The following is a 17,216-nucleotide window of genomic DNA, read 5'->3' as shown; positions in this document are numbered from 1 at the left end:
ACCATTGGCGCGTCCGTGGTCGTCGCTGCGCTCGTCGCCGGGGCCGCCGTCGTCTCGAGCGGATACCACACGCAGCGTGTCGCGCTCGGGGACGGCACCGTCTGGGTGCCCTCGTCGCAGTACGGCGCGGTCGGCCGCGCGAACACCGCGGTCCTGCAGCTGAACACCGCCGTCGAGTCGTCCACGGACGCGCTCTCCGTGCTGCAGAGCGGATCGATGGTCTACAGCGTCGACGAGACCAAGGGCACGGTCGCGAAGGTCGACGTCGCGGACGCGACGATCGGTGACCCGGTCACGCTGCCCTCCGGGTCGCCGCAGGTGTTCTTCTCGGGATCGACCGCGGTCATCGGCAACCAGGAGACCGGTGAGGTCTGGTCCACCCCGGCCAAGGACCTCGCGGACTTCGACGCATCGACGAAGGCGGATCTGACGCTCGGCGCGGACGCGGTGTTCGACGCGTCGGACGAGCACGTCGCGGTGTACTCGCCGCGGACCGGGACCGCGTCCCTCGTCGAGGTGGGCTCGACCCTGTCCGTCGCGAAGCGCTGGACCGTGCGGATGGACCGCAAGGACGACTTCCAGGTGGCGGCGTTCGGCTCCCACATGGCGGTCCTCGATCAGACGACCGGCGCGCTCTCGGTCGACGGCGACACGGTCGACCTCGGCGACCGGGTCGGCGGATCCCCGGCGCTCCAGCGGTCCTCGGCCGACGGGGACTCGGTGGTCGTCGCCGGTGCCGCGGGTCTCGTCCGCGTCACACCGTCGGGCTCCGCGACCACGACCGCCCTGGCGGTGTCGGGACGCGCGGCCCGACCGTACGTCGACGGCACCTGCACGTTCGGGGCGTGGAGCGGCGGGCAGGCGATCGACACGTGCGCCGGCCGCGCGCTGCAGCAGCTCGACCGTGTTCCCGGCGGCGCTGCCCTCCAGATCATCCACAACGCCGACACCGTCGTCGCGAACGACCCGTCGACCGGGCGCTCGTGGGCGATCGACCGGAGCGGTCAGCTCATCGACAACTGGTCCGACCTGATCAAGCGGGACGACGACCAGCAGCAGGAGCAGATCTCGGACGACAACCCCGAGGTCGACAAGGACCAGAAGCCGCCGGTCGCCGTGGACGACGACCTGGGCGCTCGTCCGGGACGCACCACGAGCCTCCCGGTCCTGCTCAACGACTACGACCCCAACGGCGACCCGATCATCGTCAGCGAGGTCGGGTCCGTCGACCAGGCCGCGGGGAAGGTCGCGATCGTCGACGACGGGCAGCGACTGCAGATCGCCCTGTCGGACAGCGCGTCCGGGACCGTGACGTTCCCGTACACGATCACCGACGGCAACGGCGGCTCGGCCACCGCCACCGTCCGGGTCAGCGTGCGACCCGAGTCCGAGAACGACGCGCCCAGGCAGGTCAGGGACACCACGGCCGACGTGGTCCAGGGCGGGCACGTGTCGAGCAACGTGCTCGGCGACTGGGTCGACCCCGACGGCGACCCGGTGTACCTGAAGTCGGCGACCGCGACCGACGGCGACGAGGTCTCGACGACGCCGGACGGCCTGCTCGACTTCCGCAACAAGAGTGGGCACACCGGCGACCGCAGCGTGCAGCTGGTGGTCAGTGACGGCCGAGCGGACGGCCGCGGATCCCTCACCGTGCACGTCGCCGCGCAAGGCAGCGTTCCGCTCCGGGCGGACGCGTTCCCGGTGAAGGGCTACGCGGGCAAGTCGTTCACGGTGGACCCGCTCGAGCACGTGCGGGGCGGCAACGGGAGCATCACGCTGACGAGTGTCTCGTCGGCGAGCGGCGTGACGATCACCCCGAGCTACGACGCCGGGACCTTCCGGGTACAGAGCGACGCCGTGGGGGACCACCAGGTCGAGTACACGGTGACGGACGGCACGAAGACGTCGAGCGGGATCGTCCGCATGACGATCGCGGCACCACCGGACGCGTCGACCGCGCCGATCACGACCCCGAAGACCGTGTTCGTCAACACGCTCTCGACGAAGGACACCGACGTCACCGCAACCGACATCGACCCTGCGGGCGGGGTCCTCCTCGTCACGGCGCTCGACGGGCCCGCGCGGGGTTCCGGTGTACAGGCGAGCATCCTCGACCAGCACACGATCCGGACGACCCTGTCGGCACCGCTCGACGGGCCGGTGACCTTCACCTACACCGAGACGAACGGGCTGGCGTCGTCGCCCGGCACCGTCACGGTCGTCGAGATCCCGAAGCCGGACCGGATCCAGCCGCCCGTCGCGCAGCCGGACACCGCGACGGTCCGGGTCGGGGACGTCGCGAACATCGACGTCCTCGCGAACGACACCCAGCCGGAGGGCGAGCCGCTGACCCTGCAGCCGGACCTCGTGCAGAACGTCCCCGGCGACGGCGGTCTGCTCTTCGCCTCCGGTGACCACCTCCGGTACCTCGCACCGAAGACCCCCGGCAACTACACGGCGGTGTACCGCGTCGCCGGCCCGGACGGACAGTCGGCGGACGCAGCGGTGTCGATCTCGGTCCGTGAGAAGGACAGCGCCACGAACAACCCGCCGGTGCCACAGACCGTCACGGCTCGTGTGGTCGCGGGCCAGGCCGTCAGCATCTCCGTGCCGCTGAACGGCATCGACCCGGACGGCGATTCCGTGCAGCTCGTCGGGGTGGCGTCGAACCCGGACAAGGGGTCGGTCAGCGACATCGGAGCCGACTCCCTGACCTACGAGGCCGGCGACTACTCGGCGGGTACCGACGAGTTCACCTACACGGTCGTCGACGCGCTGGGCGCTCGCGCCACCGGCACCATCCGTGTCGGTATCGCACCGCGGGCCGAACAGGCGTCGAACCCGGTGGCCGAGGCGGACCACGTGACGATCCGGCCCGGCGGCTCCGTGACGGTGCGCGTCCTCCAGAACGACTCGGACCCCGAGGGCGGCGACCTCACCGTCTCCAAGGCCGAGCCGACCGCGAAGGACGTCACGGCGAAGGTCCTGCGGAAGCAGGAGATCCGCGTCACCCCGCCGAAGACCGCGAAGAGCGGGGACTTCGCGGTGCTGTACACGGCGTCGAACGAGAGCGGTGGTGCGAGCACGGCGTTCCTCACCGTCACCGTGGACAAGGACGCCCGCCCGCTCCGCCCGGAGGTCGACGACACCACACTCGACCTGCAGGACATCCTGCACCGGCAGAGCGTGACCGTCGACGTGCTGAAGAACGTCTTCTTCGCCGAGGGGTCGACGTCCTCCCTGACCGTGGGTGTGGTCGACGGCTACGGCGACACCGCCCGCACCACGACGGACGGCCGGATCGCCGTGCGCCTGACGGACGACTCGCAGGTCATCCCGTTCTCGGTCGCCCGGCAGGACCACCCGGACATCGTGTCGTACGGGTTCATCCACGTCCCGGGGTTCGACGACGCCCTCCCGCAGGTCAACCGGTCGGCCGGCGCGATCACGGTGAAGAGCGAGTCGACCATCAGGATCCCGCTGTCGAAGTACGTCGTGACCGCGAACGGGCAGACCGCCAAGATCACCGATCCCGGCACGGTGAAGGCCACCCACGCGAACGGCGACGACCTCACCGTCGACTCGTCCACGTTGCAGTTCACGTCGGCGAAGCTGTACTACGGCAACGCGTCGATCTCGTTCGAGGTGACCGACGGCTCGAACGCGAACGGCGGCAAGGGACGGGTCGCGACCCTGGTCCTCCCCGTGAAGGTCACGCCGCGCTCGAACCAGCCGCCCGCGTTCACCGGGTCCTCGATCGAGATGCAGCCGGGTGACTCGCGCACGCTCGACCTCACGCGGCTGACGGACTACCCGTACCCGAAGGACCTTCTCGAGCTGAAGTACTCCGTCGTCAGCCAGCCGTCCTCCGGCACCACGGCCACGATCTCCGGGCAGCGACTGACGATCAAGGTCGCGGACTCGGCGCAGAAGAACACCTCGGCGACGATCGGGGTCGGAGTCGCGGACGCCGCGAACGCCGGCCGGTCCGGGCTCGTGAACGTCGGGATCGTCGCGTCCACCAGGCCGCTCGTGCAGCCGGGGGCGGACAGCGCCGTCGCGAAGCGCGGATCGTCGACGACGATCGACGTCCTCGCGAACGACCAGCCGACCAACCCGTTCCCGAACGAGCGGCTACGCGTCGTGAACATCCGGGGGCTGTCCGGCGGCCTTCCGTCCGGCGTCACGATCACCCCGAGCGCCGACAAGTCGCGCCTGCAGGTTGCGGTGTCCGGAGCGGCGAAGCCGATCAACACGAACTTGCAGTACCAGGTCGCCGATGCCACGAACGACCCGGACCGCTACGTCTGGGGCGACGTCACCATCTCGGTGCAGGATGTGCCGGATGCGCCGGGGACCCCGTCGAAGACCGGCTCGTACGAGGGCGGGGTCGTCCGGCTCCAGTGGTCCGCGCCGCAGTCGAACAACGCGCCGATCACGAGCTACCAGGTCATCGGTCGTGGCGACGGCGGTGCGTCCTACAGCCACGACTGCGGCACCGCCACGGTGTGCTCGCTCAGTGACCTCGATCCGCAGCAGCGCTACACCTTCCAGGTGACGGCGACGAACTCGGTCGGGACGTCGGCTCCTTCGGGGACCAGCCCGGTCATGAGCGCCGACTACATCCCCGGTGCGCCGCAGAGCGTCTCGGTCGAGGCAGGCAAGACCACGCCGAACCGCATCGTCGTCAAGTGGACCGCGGTGGCTCGTCCGTCGCCCGGCAGCCCGGTGTCGAGCTACGTCGTGACGCTCAACGGCGACGGCGGGTCGACGCAGAACGTGGGCGGCGACGCCACGAGCGCGACGTTCGACGGCATGACCGCTGGTTCGACCTACACCGCCACGGTCTACGCGAAGAACCGCGCGTTGGTCGCCTCCGACGACGACTGGAACCGGACGACCTCCGCCAGCGTCACGGCGTACGGGCAGCCGACGGCCGCGAACATCACTGCGACGTCGCGCGCCGAGAACGGGAAGACCGTCGTCGACCTCACGATCTCAGGTGGCGATGCTCAGGGTGGGAGCCTTTCGAACGCCGTCTATCGGACGGCCGGGAACGTTCCGAGCACCTGTGACTCCACCGGACTGACACCAATCGCGTCGTCAACCGACCGCACGGTAACGGGGAACGGCAGCCAGTACCGATACCTGGTCTTCAGTTCGAACGGCGGCGGCTTCTGTGCCGTAGGCGTTTCCAAGCCGGTCACCAGCTTCACTCCACCGGATGCGCCCACAGGCAGCGCGACGCTTGCCGAGACACCGGACGATAACGGTCACGTCGACATCAAGGTCTCGGTGACTGGTCCCGGCGGTGCAGATCATTACTCGTATTCGGTCAACGGGGCATCACCGCAGAGCATCAACGGCCCTGCGACAACCTCCGGGGCTGGCTACGGGAACACGACGACGATCACGCTGTACGCGTGTACGACGTCGTCTGACGAATACTGCTCGTCGACGTCGCTTCCTCCGGTGACAGCAGTCAACACTCGCGCCTCGGGCACTGCAGTAGTCGGTCAGACTCCCGTTGTGAACGCGCCGGACAACAACGACAAGTTGTCTCCCTCTGCTTACACACTTGAGTACTGCCCGACCAACTTCACGTCGGCTGGGTGCTCAGACATCAACCCCGAGACTCAGAAGGCTTGGACAGGCAACGACGTCGTGCCAGACGGTCCCTCGTATCGCTATCTCCGCATCCGAGCGACCGTGGGTAGCTACACGGACCCGCAAGGCGCGTACGTACCGGTTACGAATCCCAGCCCGGCCAACCCCAACCCGTAACGACACGAGGAACCCCTTCACATGAGCATGACCCCCGAGCAGGCCACCTGGTTCGCCGACGTCTCCGGCCGCATCGTGACCAACGTCGAGCAGGTGCTCCTCGGGAAGACGTTCGTGATCCGTCTCGCGGTCACGGCGATGCTCAGCGAGGGCCACTTGCTGCTGGAGGACGTCCCCGGCACCGGGAAGACGAGCATGGCGCGGGCGCTGGCGCAGAGCGTGCAGGGCTCGACGAACCGGATCCAGTTCACCCCGGACCTGCTGCCGGGTGACATCACCGGCATCAGCGTCTACGACCAGCGCGCGCAGGAGTTCGAGTTCCACCGCGGCCCGGTCTTCGCGAACATCGTGCTCGCCGACGAGATCAACCGTGCCAGCCCGAAGACGCAGTCCGCGCTGCTCGAGGCAATGGAGGAGTCCGCGATCACGGTCGACGGCGTGAACCACCGGCTCGCGGCGCCGTTCATGGTCATCGCGACGCAGAACCCCATCGAGCAGGCGGGCACGTACCGGCTCCCGGAGGCGCAGCTCGACCGCTTCCTGATGAAGACGTCGATCGGCTACCCCGACCACGCGGCGACGGTGAAGATCCTCGAGACCTCCTCGGCACCGGCGTCGTCGGTGCCGCTCGCGAGCGTGGTGCCCGCTGCGACGATCACGGAGATGGCGGCGCTGGCCCGCACGGTCCACGTCGACGCGACGATCGCCGACTACGTCGCCCGCCTCGTGGACGCCACGCGTTCGGCGAACGAGGTCCGCCTCGGCGTCAGTGTCCGTGGTGCGATGGGCCTGATGCGTGCGTCGCGGGTGTTCGCGGCGCTGAGCGGCCGTCACTACGTCACCCCCGACGACGTCAAGGCCCTCGCCGAGCCCGTGCTCGCCCACCGCCTCGTGCTCGACGCCGAGGCGGAGTTCGACGGCGTCAGCGCCTCGAGCGTCGTCTCGCAGCTCCTGGTGGAGACCCCGCCGCCCGCGGACCGGGTCGCCTCGTGACGGATCGCCGGCCCGTCTCCACGCGCTCGCGCCGTCCCTCGTCGACGCGGTCGCGTCGTTCGAGCACGGCCTACGAGCGCACGGGGACGGTCGCCGGCCTGACGAACGTCCGCACGCGGCTGGTCGGTGACCGCGACGGCGTCGCCGCCGATGCGGTCGTCGGCATCGTCCGTCTGTGGCGCACGGCCTGGAGGCTCGTGGCACGCGGGTGGGCCGAGGTCTCGTCCGTGGTCACCGGCCTGGGCTGGACGGTCGCCGCGCTCACGCTCGTCGCGTTCGTCACGGGGTACGTCTTCGGTCTGCGCGAGGTCGTCGTCGTCGGCTTCGCCGGCGCCCTGCTCGTGGTCGTCGCAGCCATCGCGCTCATCGGCGGGTCGAGGCTGCTCATCCGGATGAGCCTCCCGGTCCGCCGGGTCGCTGTCGGAGACCCGGCCGGCGTGACCGTCACCGCGGAGAACCCGGCCCGTCTGCCGTCCGTCCCGATCACGGTCGAGGTGCCGGTCGGCGCCGGACTCGTGGACGTCGCGATCCCGACCATCGCCCCGCGCGGCACGTTCGAACGAGAGGTCCCCGTCCCGACGGTCCGGCGCGGGGTCCTCGACGTCGGTCCCGTGACCGGTGTCCGCGCCGACCCGGTGGGCCTCGTGCGCCGGGAGATCGTCTGGACGGCTCGCGAACAGGTCATCGTGCACCCGAGGACGGTCGCGATCCCGTCGACCAGCACCGGTCTGGTCCGGGACCTCGAGGGACAGGCGACGACCGACCTCTCGCCCGCCGACATCTCCTTCCACGCGATCCGCGAGTACATGCCGGGTGACGATCCCCGGAACATCCACTGGAAGTCGACGGCGAAGACCGGTGCGCTCATGGTGCGCCAGTTCGAGGACACGCGTCGGTCGCACCTGGTGATCGCGCTCGGCATCTCCCGGACCGAGTTCGCGGACGACGAGGAGTTCGAGCTCGCGGTCAGCGCCGCGGCGTCCCTCGGCAGCCGTGCGGTGCGCGACGGCCGAGAGGTCACGGTCGTCGTGTCCGAACGGACCCCGGAGTTCGCCAAGCGCGCCGTGTACGCGGTGCACCGCCTGCCGACCGTGACGCCGACGCGACTGCTGGACGACTTCGCGACCGTCGGCCTCGCGGACGCCTGCCTGCCCGTCGCCGAGGTCGCGCGGATCGTGGGCAACGACACCGCCGGGATCTCGGTCGCGTTCCTCGTCGTCGGCTCGGCGGTCGAACTCCCTGCGCTCCGGCTCGCCGCCACCCGCTTCCCGATCGGCGTCGAGGTCGTCGCCGTGATCTGCGAGCCCGAGGCCGTCCCGCGGTTCGTGCGGGTACCAGGGCTGACCGTGATGACCATCGGGTACCTCGACGACCTCCGCCACGCGCTGCACCGATCGGCCGCGGCATGAGCGCCCCCGCGGTGGCACCGTCGCGCGCACGGCGAGACACGCGACGGCGGGCCCGTCGGGTGCCGGCGTTCCGGCTCGTCGGCGGCACGCTCGTCGTGTGGCTGCTCCTGGCGGTCGCGAGCATCGCGTGGTGGCCGGTCTACCGGGACGACGGCATGGTCGTCGCCGCGGTCACCGCGGTGCTCGTCGGTTCGCTCGTCGCGCTGCTCGGCGCCGTATTCCGGCTGCCGACCGCGGTCGTCGCGATCTCGACGGTCGCGGCGTTCACGGTGACCGGTGTCCCCGCCGCCGTGCCGGGGGAGGCGAACGCGGTGCTCCCGACCGGCCAGGGCCTCCTGGACCTGTTCTCGGGCGTCGCGCTCGGCTGGAAGCGGCTCGTCACCATCAGCCTGCCCGTCGGGACCTACGAGGCCCTCCTGGTGCCGTTCTTCGTGACGCTCCTCGTCGCCACCGTGACGTCCGTGAGCGTGGCGACCCGTGCCTCCAGGCAGGAACTGGCGAGCATCCCGGCACTGGTGCTGTTCGCTGCCGGTGTCGTCGTCGGGCCGAGCCGTCTCGACACGTCGCTCGCCCTGGCGGTCGTGCTCACCGGCATCGCGCTCGTCTGGGCGCTGACGGTGCGCCACGCGCGCCGCGCCGTCGCGGTGGCCGAGACGATCGGCGCCCGTGTCACCGTGACCAGGTCCGTCGTCCGGCCGGCCCTGGTCGGGACGGGGACGATCGTCGCGGCGGCCATCGTCGCGACCGGACTGGGGCTCGTCGCGCCGCCCACCACCGCGCGGACCGTCGCGCGGACGGACGTCGTCAAGCCGTTCGATCCCCGTGACTACGTCAGCCCACTCAGCGGCTTCCGGGCGTACGAGGAATCGACCGAGGCGGACACCACGCAGCTCCGTGTCACCGGACTGCCGGAGAACGGGTTCGTGCGGATCGCCACGCTGGACACGTACGACGGCGTGGTCTACCGCGTCGGCGGGACGGACGGCGCGTCGGCATCCGGCACGTTCGAGCGTGTCCCGACGTCCGTGGACGTCCGTGGGGTGAGCGGGACCACCGTCCACGTGGGCGTGACCGTGGACGGCTACTCCGGGGTCTGGCTCCCGACCGTCGGCGACCTCGAACGCGTCGAGTTCGCGGGCGCCGCGGGGGAGCGCGAGCGCGGTGCGTTCTTCTACAACGCGTCGACCCGCACCGGAGCGGTCGTCGGCGGGGTGCAGGACGGGACGCGGTACGACCTCACCGCCGTGGTGCCCGACCAGCCGACGGACGAGCAGTTGGCGACCGCCCGGCCGGGACCCGCGTCGGTCCCTGCGGCTCGCAACGTCCCGGACGCCGTGCGCGACACCGTCGAGTCCACGACCACCGATGCCCAGAGCGACGGGGCGAAGCTCCTGGCCGTGGTGCAGGCCCTGCAGCGGAACGGGTACGTCAGCCACGGTGTGGGTGATGACCGGGTCAGTCGTTCTGGGCACGGTGCCGACCGCATCCAGGAACTCCTCACGTCGCCACTGATGCTCGGCGACCAAGAGCAGTACGCCGTCGCGGCGGCACTGATGTCCGAGTCGATCGGCTTCCCCACCCGGGTCGTGCTGGGCTTCGCAGCCGGAGGTGACTCCGGGGCGACGCCGTCCTCCTCTGGTGCTGCCGGCACGACGACCTTCCGCGGTTCCGACGTGACGGCGCGCATCGAGGTGGACACGGCGCAGTGGGGATGGGTCACGCTGAACCCCAACCCGACCGTCCGGGAGATCCCGAAGGAGCAGGAGCAGACCCCGCAACCGGTCACCCGGCCTGAGACGGTGGTGCCGCCGCCGCCCGTCGACCAGCAGGACCAGGACCAGCAGACGCCGCCGCAGAGCGACCGGAACACGCCGGACCAACCACCGCTGTGGCTGCAGATCCTGCTCGCGGCACTGCCGTGGGTGCTCGGGACCCTCGCGTTCATCGCCCTGGTGTTGCTCCCGTTCGGCGTGATCGTGCTGCTGAAGCGGATCCGTCGTCGTCGCCGTCGCCGGGCCGCTACTGCCAGGGGCCGCATCGTCGGCGCGTGGGACGAGTACCGGGACGCGTTGCTCGACCGCGGACACGACGTCCGTGCGGAGTCGACGCGACGTGAGGTCGCGTCGAGCGCCCCGGGCGACGGTGGGACCGGACTCGCCGCGCTGGCGGACCGGGCGGTGTTCGGCCCGAGCGAGGCGGACGACCGCACTGCCGACCGCATGTGGGAGGCCACCGACACCGCCATCGGCAACCTCCGCGACGGACGGACCCGGCGGGAGCGCATCCGCACCGCCGTGTCGACGAGGTCGCTGCGCAGCACCGCACCGAGGGCCGCTGTTGCACGTGTCGGCGGCGCACTCCGACGGCGTGCGGGTGCCGGTCAGCGTCGGCGTGGAGCCGGCGGTGACTACGATGTCCGGAGGCCCGACGAGCGTCACGGCGGGCCGGACGAGGACAGAGGCAACCTGTGATCAGATGCGAACACTGCGGATCGGTGCTCCCGGACGGAGCGATCTTCTGCGGTGAGTGCGGTCGAGCGGTGAACGCGGCTCCCGGGCGACGATCGGTCGCGCCCGAGCCCGTCGACCGTGCGACACCGCCGCCGCTCCAGCAGCCGGACCAGCACGGCCGTCGCCAGGACCCCGCCGCAGAGGCGTGGCTGCCGGAGTCGACGCTCGATCCCGCCACCAGGGCGTGGCTCACCGGTGCCGATCGCCGGCAGTCCGGTCCGACCGCGCCCGTCCCGGTCCGGACGCCGGACTCCTACGCTCCCCGCTCCGCACCGACCCACGTGCACGGTGCCGGCAGTGGCCTCGGTGCGTGGACCGGTACCGAGGGTGCTCCGAACGCGCCCGTGCCGTCGGAGCCGCCGCTCGACCCGGATGCGTTCCCGTCCGAGCCCGTTGCCGTCGAGGACGACCCGGAGGTCACCCGCGTCGCACCCCGTTCCGGCGCAGGAACGACCCCCGTGCCGCCGACGGTGCAGCCGTCGCAGCCCGTGGCAGAGGCGGCCGCCGCTCCGTTCTGGGCGCCGCCGCAGGAGCCTGCACCCGCACCTGCTCCGAGTGCGCCGTCGTGGTGGATCGGACGAGCCGTCGACGAGCAGTCGGCCGCGGCCGAACCGGAGCCTGCGTTCGCCGATCGCGACGAAGCAGCCTCGCCGGCCGAGCGGTCGGCCGCGTCGGACGAGCCCACGCCCGGTGCTCTCCCCGAGGCGGACACCGGTGCCCGACCGGGCGACACCGCGGTCGTCGAGCCGCTGGTCGACCGCCGGTCGATGCGTCCGACGCCGTTGGTCCAGCCCGGGCTGCAGCCGACGACGTGCCACGTGTGCGGCCACCGGCTCGAGCCCGACGACATCTTCTGCGGCGAGTGTGGGGCAGTCCGTCCTGCGGTCACCGCCGCGTTCACCGGTCCCGTGATGCCCTTGCCGGTCGACCGTCCCGACTGGGCGGCGAACGACGACGGGTCACCCGTCGAGGCACCCGACGACGAGATCCCGGTCGACGTCCCGGGGGACGAGTCCGATCGCGCCCAAGCGCCAGGCGCCGACGAGCAACCGCGCGACGCCGAGCCGACGGACGACGTCGAGCCGACGGACGACGTCGAGCCGACGGACGACGTCGGGCCGACGGACGATGTCGAGGCGTCGGACGACGTCGAGGTATCGCCCGTGCGCGAGGACGCATCCGTCCCGACCGCAGCTCCCCTCCCACCCGTTCCGACCGCAGCACCGCTCCCGCCCGTCCCGGGTGCGGAGCCTGCCCGACCGCTGTCGGACGCGGACGTGGTGCCCTCGAGTACCGACGCTGACGAGTCCGCACAACTCGACGAGGATGTGGACGAGACCCGGATCGTCACGAAGACCCCGACGCGTGCGCCGTTCGTCCTGCACTTCAGCACGGGTGAGCGGATCGGCGTCCACGGAACCGGACTGCTCGGGCGTCTGCCCCGCCCGGAGCCCGGCGAGCGGTTCGACGACCTGCTGACGATCCACGACCCGGGCAAGTCCGTGTCGAAGACGCACCTCGAGCTCGGGCGCGACGAGGACGACCTCTGGGTGTCCGATCGTTTCTCGGGCAACGGTTCCGTCATCCGACACATCGACGGATCGATCCGCCGCTGCGAGCCCGGGCGTCGGTACCGCGTCGAGCGCGGTGCCCGCGTTGACATCGGCGAGCAGTTCTTCCTCGTGCAGTAGCGCATCCCTGCACACACCGGCGGGCGCCGGAGTTCTCCACGGACTCTGGCGCCCGTTCTCGTTCGTCGTCGTGGTGCGCTGGACTCGGGGGCATGGGAGCGCCCGCCGTTCGATGGTCCGTGCTGGCCGTCGCCGCCATGTACGGCGCTGCCGCGTCGATCCCGGGCCCGCCGGGACAGCGCATCGCGTCCCTCTCGGCGACCGTCGTCCTCGCTGTGATCGCGGCAGCCGTGCGGGCGCGGCCGGCGGAGACGGAACGCCCCGCGATCGACGTCCGCCTTCCGATGGACGAAGTGGTCGTCGACGTGGCGGCCGAGGGTGGTGAGCTCGAAGGCGGTGCACTGCACGTCGGCCGGGTGATCGGGGGAGAACCGGTGTCGATCGACCGCCTGGACGGCGTGCTGGTCGTCGGCCGCGGTGCACTGGCCGTCGGTGTCTTCGCGGCGGTCACGGCAGACCTCGGGGCGACGGCGACGACCGACCAGGAGCTCCGGGTCGCCCACGGCGTCGACGTCGTCCTGCCCGAGCTGGCCTGCGCGCCCGTCGCGACGCTGCCGTCGGGTGTCGCGGTGGCCGTGCTCGTCGATGTCGACGGCGCCAGGACCGGCTCCGTCGTGCTCGTCCCGGATCTGCGGTCCCGGCCACGTGAGCGCTGTCCCACCATCGAGGTCACCCGGTACGGCTGTACGCTCCGCAGCGACCCGGACGAACCCGTCGGACTGGCACTCGCTCCGGTGCTCCCGGCGCTCGACCCTCCCGGGGCTCAGCGCAGCCCGGCGCCGGGGCGGATCGAGCCGACCGGGACGCCGCCGCCCAGGACCTTCTCGCCGGTGGCGGCCAGCACGTCGGCGACACCGTCAGCGGAGACGACGCCGTTCCGCTCGAGCAGTGTGAGCGCCGCCAGCGTGCCGGCGCGGAGTGCCCCGTCGAGGACCTTCACGACCACTGCCGCACCGCCGGGCGCAGCCATGACCATCACCCCCTCGGCACCGAGCTTGGCGACGAGCCCCAGCCGCTCGATCGTGACCGTGTTCGCACGCCCGACCCCGTCGATCGCCCAGGGGTTCGCGAGGATCGCGTCGGTGAGTGCTGCCGTGTCGGCGTCGCCGCGCTGCACCACTCCCGCGATGCCACGGGCCATGCCGGTGAACGTCAGGGGGAACACCGGCGCCCCGCACCCGTCGACGCCGATCACGTCGACGACCTCCCCGGTCGCGTCCTCGACGGTGGCCCGGACTGCGCGCTGCATCGGGTGCTCGATGTCGAGGTAGGTCGCCGCGTCCCACCCGTTCACCCGGCAGGCGGCGAGCATGCCGGCGTGCTTGCCGGAGCAGTTCATCGCGAGCCGACGCGGCTCGGTCATGGTCCGCGCCGTCGCCCGGTCGTACGGCATGTCGGGCGGGCAGCCGAGGTCGGCCTCGACGTGGTCGAAGGAGGCCAGCATGTGTTCCGCCAGGGCTTGGTGCGACGGCGTGCCGGCGTGGCTCGCCGTCGTCATCACGAGTTCTGCGTCCGAGAACCGCGCGCCGGCCCGTCGGATGGCGAGTGCCTGGAACGGTTTCATCGTGGAGCGTGGGTAGATGCTCGCGGAGATGTCCCCGACGGAGTCGATCACCGTGCCCGAGGCGTCGACGACGACACCGGCTCCGATGTGCCGGCTCTCGTCGAAGCCGGAGCGTTCGAGCACCGCGAGCTCGACGGCGCCGTCGGCGGTGAGAGGATGGCGGTCGGTGCGGACATCGGTGCTCTCCGTCATACCGAGATCGTACCGAGCCGCACGGCACCGGATCGCCCTGGAAGGGGAGCAGCATGCACGACCACACCTACGAGGTCGAGGTCCGCTGGACCGGCGACCGTGGGACCGGCACCAGTGGGTACCGCGAGTACGGACGCGACCACGTGGTCTCCGCCGCCGGCAAACCCGACGTCCTCGGGTCCGCCGACCCGACGTTCCGTGGTGACCGCGATCGCTGGAACCCGGAGGAGATGGTGACGGCGGCGCTCGCCCAGTGCCACATGCTCAGCTACCTGCACGTCGCGGTGACGCAGGGGTTCACGGTCCTGGCCTACGAGGACCGTGCAACCGCCTCGATGAATCTCAACCGGGACGGCTCGGGAGAACTGACCGGCGCGACGCTCCACCCGGTCGTGACGATCGCCGAAGCGGACCGCGTCGCCGATGCCGAGGCGGCGCACGCGGCAGCGAACGCGCTCTGCTTCATCGCCCGGTCGGTGGCCTTCCCGGTGCACCACGACGCCACGACCATCGTCGCCGACCCGGCCCGTCGACCGGGCGCACCCCGACTCGGAGCCGACTCATCGACGAGTGAGGCAGACTAGGTGCCCGTGAAGCGTCTCCGCCTGCTCCCGATCGCCCTGGTGCCCGCCGTCGTCCTCGGACTGGCCGCCTGCTCCGGTTCCGGTTCCACCGACTCGTCGGCGACGCCGTCCGCGTCGTCCAGCGCGACAGCCTCGGCGATCACCAGCTGCCCGAAGCCCGGGAAGGCCTCGGCCGCGATCGACGTCTCCGGTGACTTCGGCGGCAAGACCGCCCCGACGGTGACGTTCGACAAGGGACTCAAGGCGACGCCGCCGCAGGCCACGACCGTCACCAAGGGCTCCGGCGCCGCGCTGAAGAAGGGCGATTACACGCAGGTCGCCTACAGCGTCTACCAGGCGTCGGACGCCAAGAAGCTCGGGACGGTCGGGTTCGACCAGGGCAACGCCCAGGTCCTGTCCGTCGGTGGCAGCGGCTTCGGCGCGCTCCTCGCCTGCTCGCACGTCGGTGACCGCATCGCTGCCGTCGGCGCGTCGTCCGCGCTCGGGTTCAACACCGGCGGCAACATCGTCGTCGTGGCCGACGTCATCGCGCAGACGCCGACGAAGTCCACGGGCGCCGCCCAGCCGCAGAACCCCGACCTGCCCACCGTCAAGGACAAGTCCGACGGTGAACCGGAGATCACCATCCCGGACACCACCGCTCCGACCAAGACGACCGCCGAGGTCATCAAGCAGGGCGACGGGGACGAGATCGCCGAGGGCGACACCGCGCTCGTGCAGTACAAGGGTGTCCTCTACGACGGCGGCAAGGAGTTCGACTCCTCGTGGTCGAAGGGCGCACCGACGACCTTCACCATCGCCGAGGGCTCGCTCATCAAGGGCTTCGTGACCGGACTCGTCGGCCAGAAGGTCGGCTCCCAGGTGATGATCGTCGTCACCCCGGAGGACGGCTACGGCGCGAACCCGCCGGAGGGCTCCGACATCCCGAAGAACGCGACCCTGGTCTTCGTCGTGGACCTGCTCGCGAAGGGCTGATACCTCACCCGGTCCGGACGATCGAGCGCCACGACGACCGCTGCGCAGCGAGCACGGCGCCGGTGTCCGGGTCGACGTACGCCTCGATCTGGCCGCCGCCGTGCATGATGCGGTCGATCTCCGCCGGTGACTGCGTGCCGACTCGTATCGCGAGTCCCGACGGCACCCACTTGCCGACGGAGGTGTGTGCAGCCGGCGACGCGGCGGCGGAGAGTGCACCGGCGGTGGCGAGTGCGCAGACAGCGCCGACCACCACGGTCTTCTTCAGCATGGTTCCTCCTGACGAGACGAGTTCGGTGGAAACGTACCAGGGACCGGAACTCCGCCGCTGAAATACCGAAGGCGGCCGGGGTCCGGCGCGAGAGTAGATTCGAGCACCATGCACACCACTGGCGAACGCCGCCGCATCATCGTCCTCGGCAGCACCGGCTCGATCGGCACGCAGGCCCTCGACGTCGTCGCTCGCAACCCCGACCGCTTCGAGGTCGTCGGCCTCACCGCCGGGACGAACGCCGACACGATGGCCGAGCAGGCTGCCGAGTTCGGCGTCCGTGACACCGCGCTCGGCGCCGCCGATGCCGAGCGCCTGATCCGCAGCGTCGAGGCCGACGTGGTGCTCAACGGGATCACCGGCTCCGTGGGGCTCGGTCCGACGCTCGCCACGCTCGAGACGAACGCCACCCTTGCCCTGGCGAACAAGGAGAGCCTGATCGTCGGCGGCCCGCTCGTGCAGGCGGCGGCGTCGCCCGGACAGATCGTCCCGGTCGACAGCGAGCACTCCGCGATCGCGCAGGCCCTCCGCTCGGGCACCGACGCCGAGGTCCGCCGCCTGGTCCTGACGGCGAGCGGCGGTCCGTTCCGAGGCAGGTCGCGCGCGAGCCTCCGCGACGTGACACCGCAGCAGGCACTCGCGCACCCGACGTGGGACATGGGCCTCGTGGTCACGACGAACTCGGCCACCCTGGTGAACAAGGGTCTCGAGGTGATCGAGGCGCACCTGCTCTTCGGCGTGCCGTACGACCGCATCGACGTGACCGTGCACGCCCAGTCGATCGTGCACTCGATGGTGGAGTTCACCGACGGGTCGACGATCGCACAGGCATCACCCCCGGACATGCGGCTGCCGATCGCACTCGGGCTCGCATGGCCGCACCGTGTCCCCGGCGTCGGCGTCCCGCTCGACTGGACGGCGGCGAGCACGTGGACGTTCGAACCGCTCGACGACGAGGCGTTCGGCGCGGTGGCACTCGCGAAGCGGGTCGGCGAACTCGGCGGCACGTACCCGGCCGTGTTCAACGCCGCGAACGAGCAGGCCGTCGCCGCGTTCCACGCCGGCGCGATCGGCTTCCTCGACATCGTGGAGACGATCGAGCGGGTGGTGGAGTCGCACGAGCCCACGGAGCCGTCGCTCGAGGGTGTGCTCGCATCGGAGCGGTGGGCACGGACCGCTGCGGACCGCGCACTGGCCCGCTGACGCGCAGGAGGCACGGGTCACCATCCAGGACACGCTC

The 17,216-nt window shown here is 71.1% G+C and carries 10 protein-coding genes and 1 pseudogene; 9 read left to right on the top strand and 2 right to left on the bottom strand.

Annotated features, from left to right (window positions below; all coding sequences use genetic code 11):
- Positions 1-15: 15 nt before the first annotated feature.
- From ACO0E1_RS10135 to ACO0E1_RS10115, 6 genes and pseudogenes are all read left to right on the top strand, one after another.
- Entirely contained in the window at positions 16-5,787 is a 5,772-nt protein-coding gene (locus ACO0E1_RS10135) for an Ig-like domain-containing protein (RefSeq protein ID WP_422874065.1), read from the top strand.
- Between the two features lie 21 nt (positions 5,788-5,808).
- Complete coding sequence (locus ACO0E1_RS10130) at positions 5,809-6,780, top strand: AAA family ATPase (RefSeq protein WP_422874064.1); 972 nt, start codon at positions 5,809-5,811, stop codon at positions 6,778-6,780.
- The gene (locus tag ACO0E1_RS10125; RefSeq protein ID WP_422874063.1) at positions 6,777-8,189 is read left to right on the top strand and encodes a DUF58 domain-containing protein; all 1,413 of its coding nucleotides are present in this window, start codon (positions 6,777-6,779) and stop codon (positions 8,187-8,189) included. The genes ACO0E1_RS10130 and ACO0E1_RS10125 overlap by 4 nt, the downstream gene beginning before the upstream one ends.
- Positions 8,186-10,660, top strand: coding sequence for a transglutaminase TgpA family protein (locus tag ACO0E1_RS10120; protein ID WP_422874062.1), 2,475 nt, complete (start codon positions 8,186-8,188; stop codon positions 10,658-10,660). The genes ACO0E1_RS10125 and ACO0E1_RS10120 overlap by 4 nt, the downstream gene beginning before the upstream one ends.
- A pseudogene (locus ACO0E1_RS18920) lies at positions 10,657-10,725 on the top strand (zinc-ribbon domain-containing protein); the annotation flags it as partial. The gene ACO0E1_RS10120 and the pseudogene ACO0E1_RS18920, both read left to right, overlap by 4 nt.
- Positions 10,726-10,728: 3 nt before the next feature.
- Positions 10,729-12,390 (top strand): FHA domain-containing protein, encoded by a 1,662-nt coding sequence (locus ACO0E1_RS10115; RefSeq protein WP_422874061.1) that lies wholly within the window; start codon positions 10,729-10,731, stop codon positions 12,388-12,390.
- A gap of 763 nt (positions 12,391-13,153) precedes the next feature.
- Here the strand turns inward: ACO0E1_RS10115 and ACO0E1_RS10110 are convergent.
- Complete coding sequence (locus ACO0E1_RS10110; RefSeq protein ID WP_422874060.1) at positions 13,154-14,146, bottom strand: asparaginase; 993 nt, start codon at positions 14,144-14,146, stop codon at positions 13,154-13,156.
- A 53-nt stretch (positions 14,147-14,199) separates the two neighbouring features.
- On the opposite strand from ACO0E1_RS10110, the gene ACO0E1_RS10105 reads away from it, so the two are divergent.
- Complete coding sequence (locus ACO0E1_RS10105) at positions 14,200-14,730, top strand: OsmC family protein (RefSeq protein WP_422874059.1); 531 nt, start codon at positions 14,200-14,202, stop codon at positions 14,728-14,730.
- Positions 14,731-15,705, top strand: a complete 975-nt coding sequence (locus tag ACO0E1_RS10100; RefSeq protein WP_422874058.1) for an FKBP-type peptidyl-prolyl cis-trans isomerase — start codon at positions 14,731-14,733, stop codon at positions 15,703-15,705.
- Between the two features lie 4 nt (positions 15,706-15,709).
- Here ACO0E1_RS10100 and ACO0E1_RS10095 read toward each other — a convergent pair whose 3' ends face one another.
- A complete protein-coding gene (locus ACO0E1_RS10095; RefSeq protein ID WP_422874057.1) occupies positions 15,710-15,976 on the bottom strand; it encodes a hypothetical protein in 267 nt (88 codons plus the stop codon).
- A 108-nt stretch (positions 15,977-16,084) separates the two neighbouring features.
- On the opposite strand from ACO0E1_RS10095, the gene dxr reads away from it, so the two are divergent.
- Complete coding sequence (gene dxr, locus ACO0E1_RS10090; protein ID WP_422874056.1) at positions 16,085-17,179, top strand: 1-deoxy-D-xylulose-5-phosphate reductoisomerase; 1,095 nt, start codon at positions 16,085-16,087, stop codon at positions 17,177-17,179.
- The last annotated feature ends 37 nt before the right edge of the window (positions 17,180-17,216 follow it).

The organism is Curtobacterium guangdongense (assembly GCF_049341845.1).
Taxonomy (GTDB): Bacteria; Actinomycetota; Actinomycetes; order Actinomycetales; family Microbacteriaceae; genus Curtobacterium; species Curtobacterium guangdongense.
Note: the sequence above shows the minus strand (reverse complement) of the source record. Positions and strands in the feature narration are given on the sequence as shown.

Excerpts from the sequence above, each read along its gene's own strand:
- ACO0E1_RS10120 (WP_422874062.1), top strand. The coding sequence starts at position 8,186 with ATGAGCGCCCCCGCGGTGGCACCGTCGCGCGCACGGCGAGACACGCGA.
- ACO0E1_RS10110 (WP_422874060.1), bottom strand. The coding sequence starts at position 14,146 with ATGACGGAGAGCACCGATGTCCGCACCGACCGCCATCCTCTCACCGCC.
- ACO0E1_RS10130 (WP_422874064.1), top strand. The coding sequence starts at position 5,809 with ATGAGCATGACCCCCGAGCAGGCCACCTGGTTCGCCGACGTCTCCGGC.
- dxr (WP_422874056.1), top strand. The coding sequence starts at position 16,085 with ATGCACACCACTGGCGAACGCCGCCGCATCATCGTCCTCGGCAGCACC.
- ACO0E1_RS10105 (WP_422874059.1), top strand. The coding sequence starts at position 14,200 with ATGCACGACCACACCTACGAGGTCGAGGTCCGCTGGACCGGCGACCGT.
- ACO0E1_RS10095 (WP_422874057.1), bottom strand. The coding sequence starts at position 15,976 with ATGCTGAAGAAGACCGTGGTGGTCGGCGCTGTCTGCGCACTCGCCACC.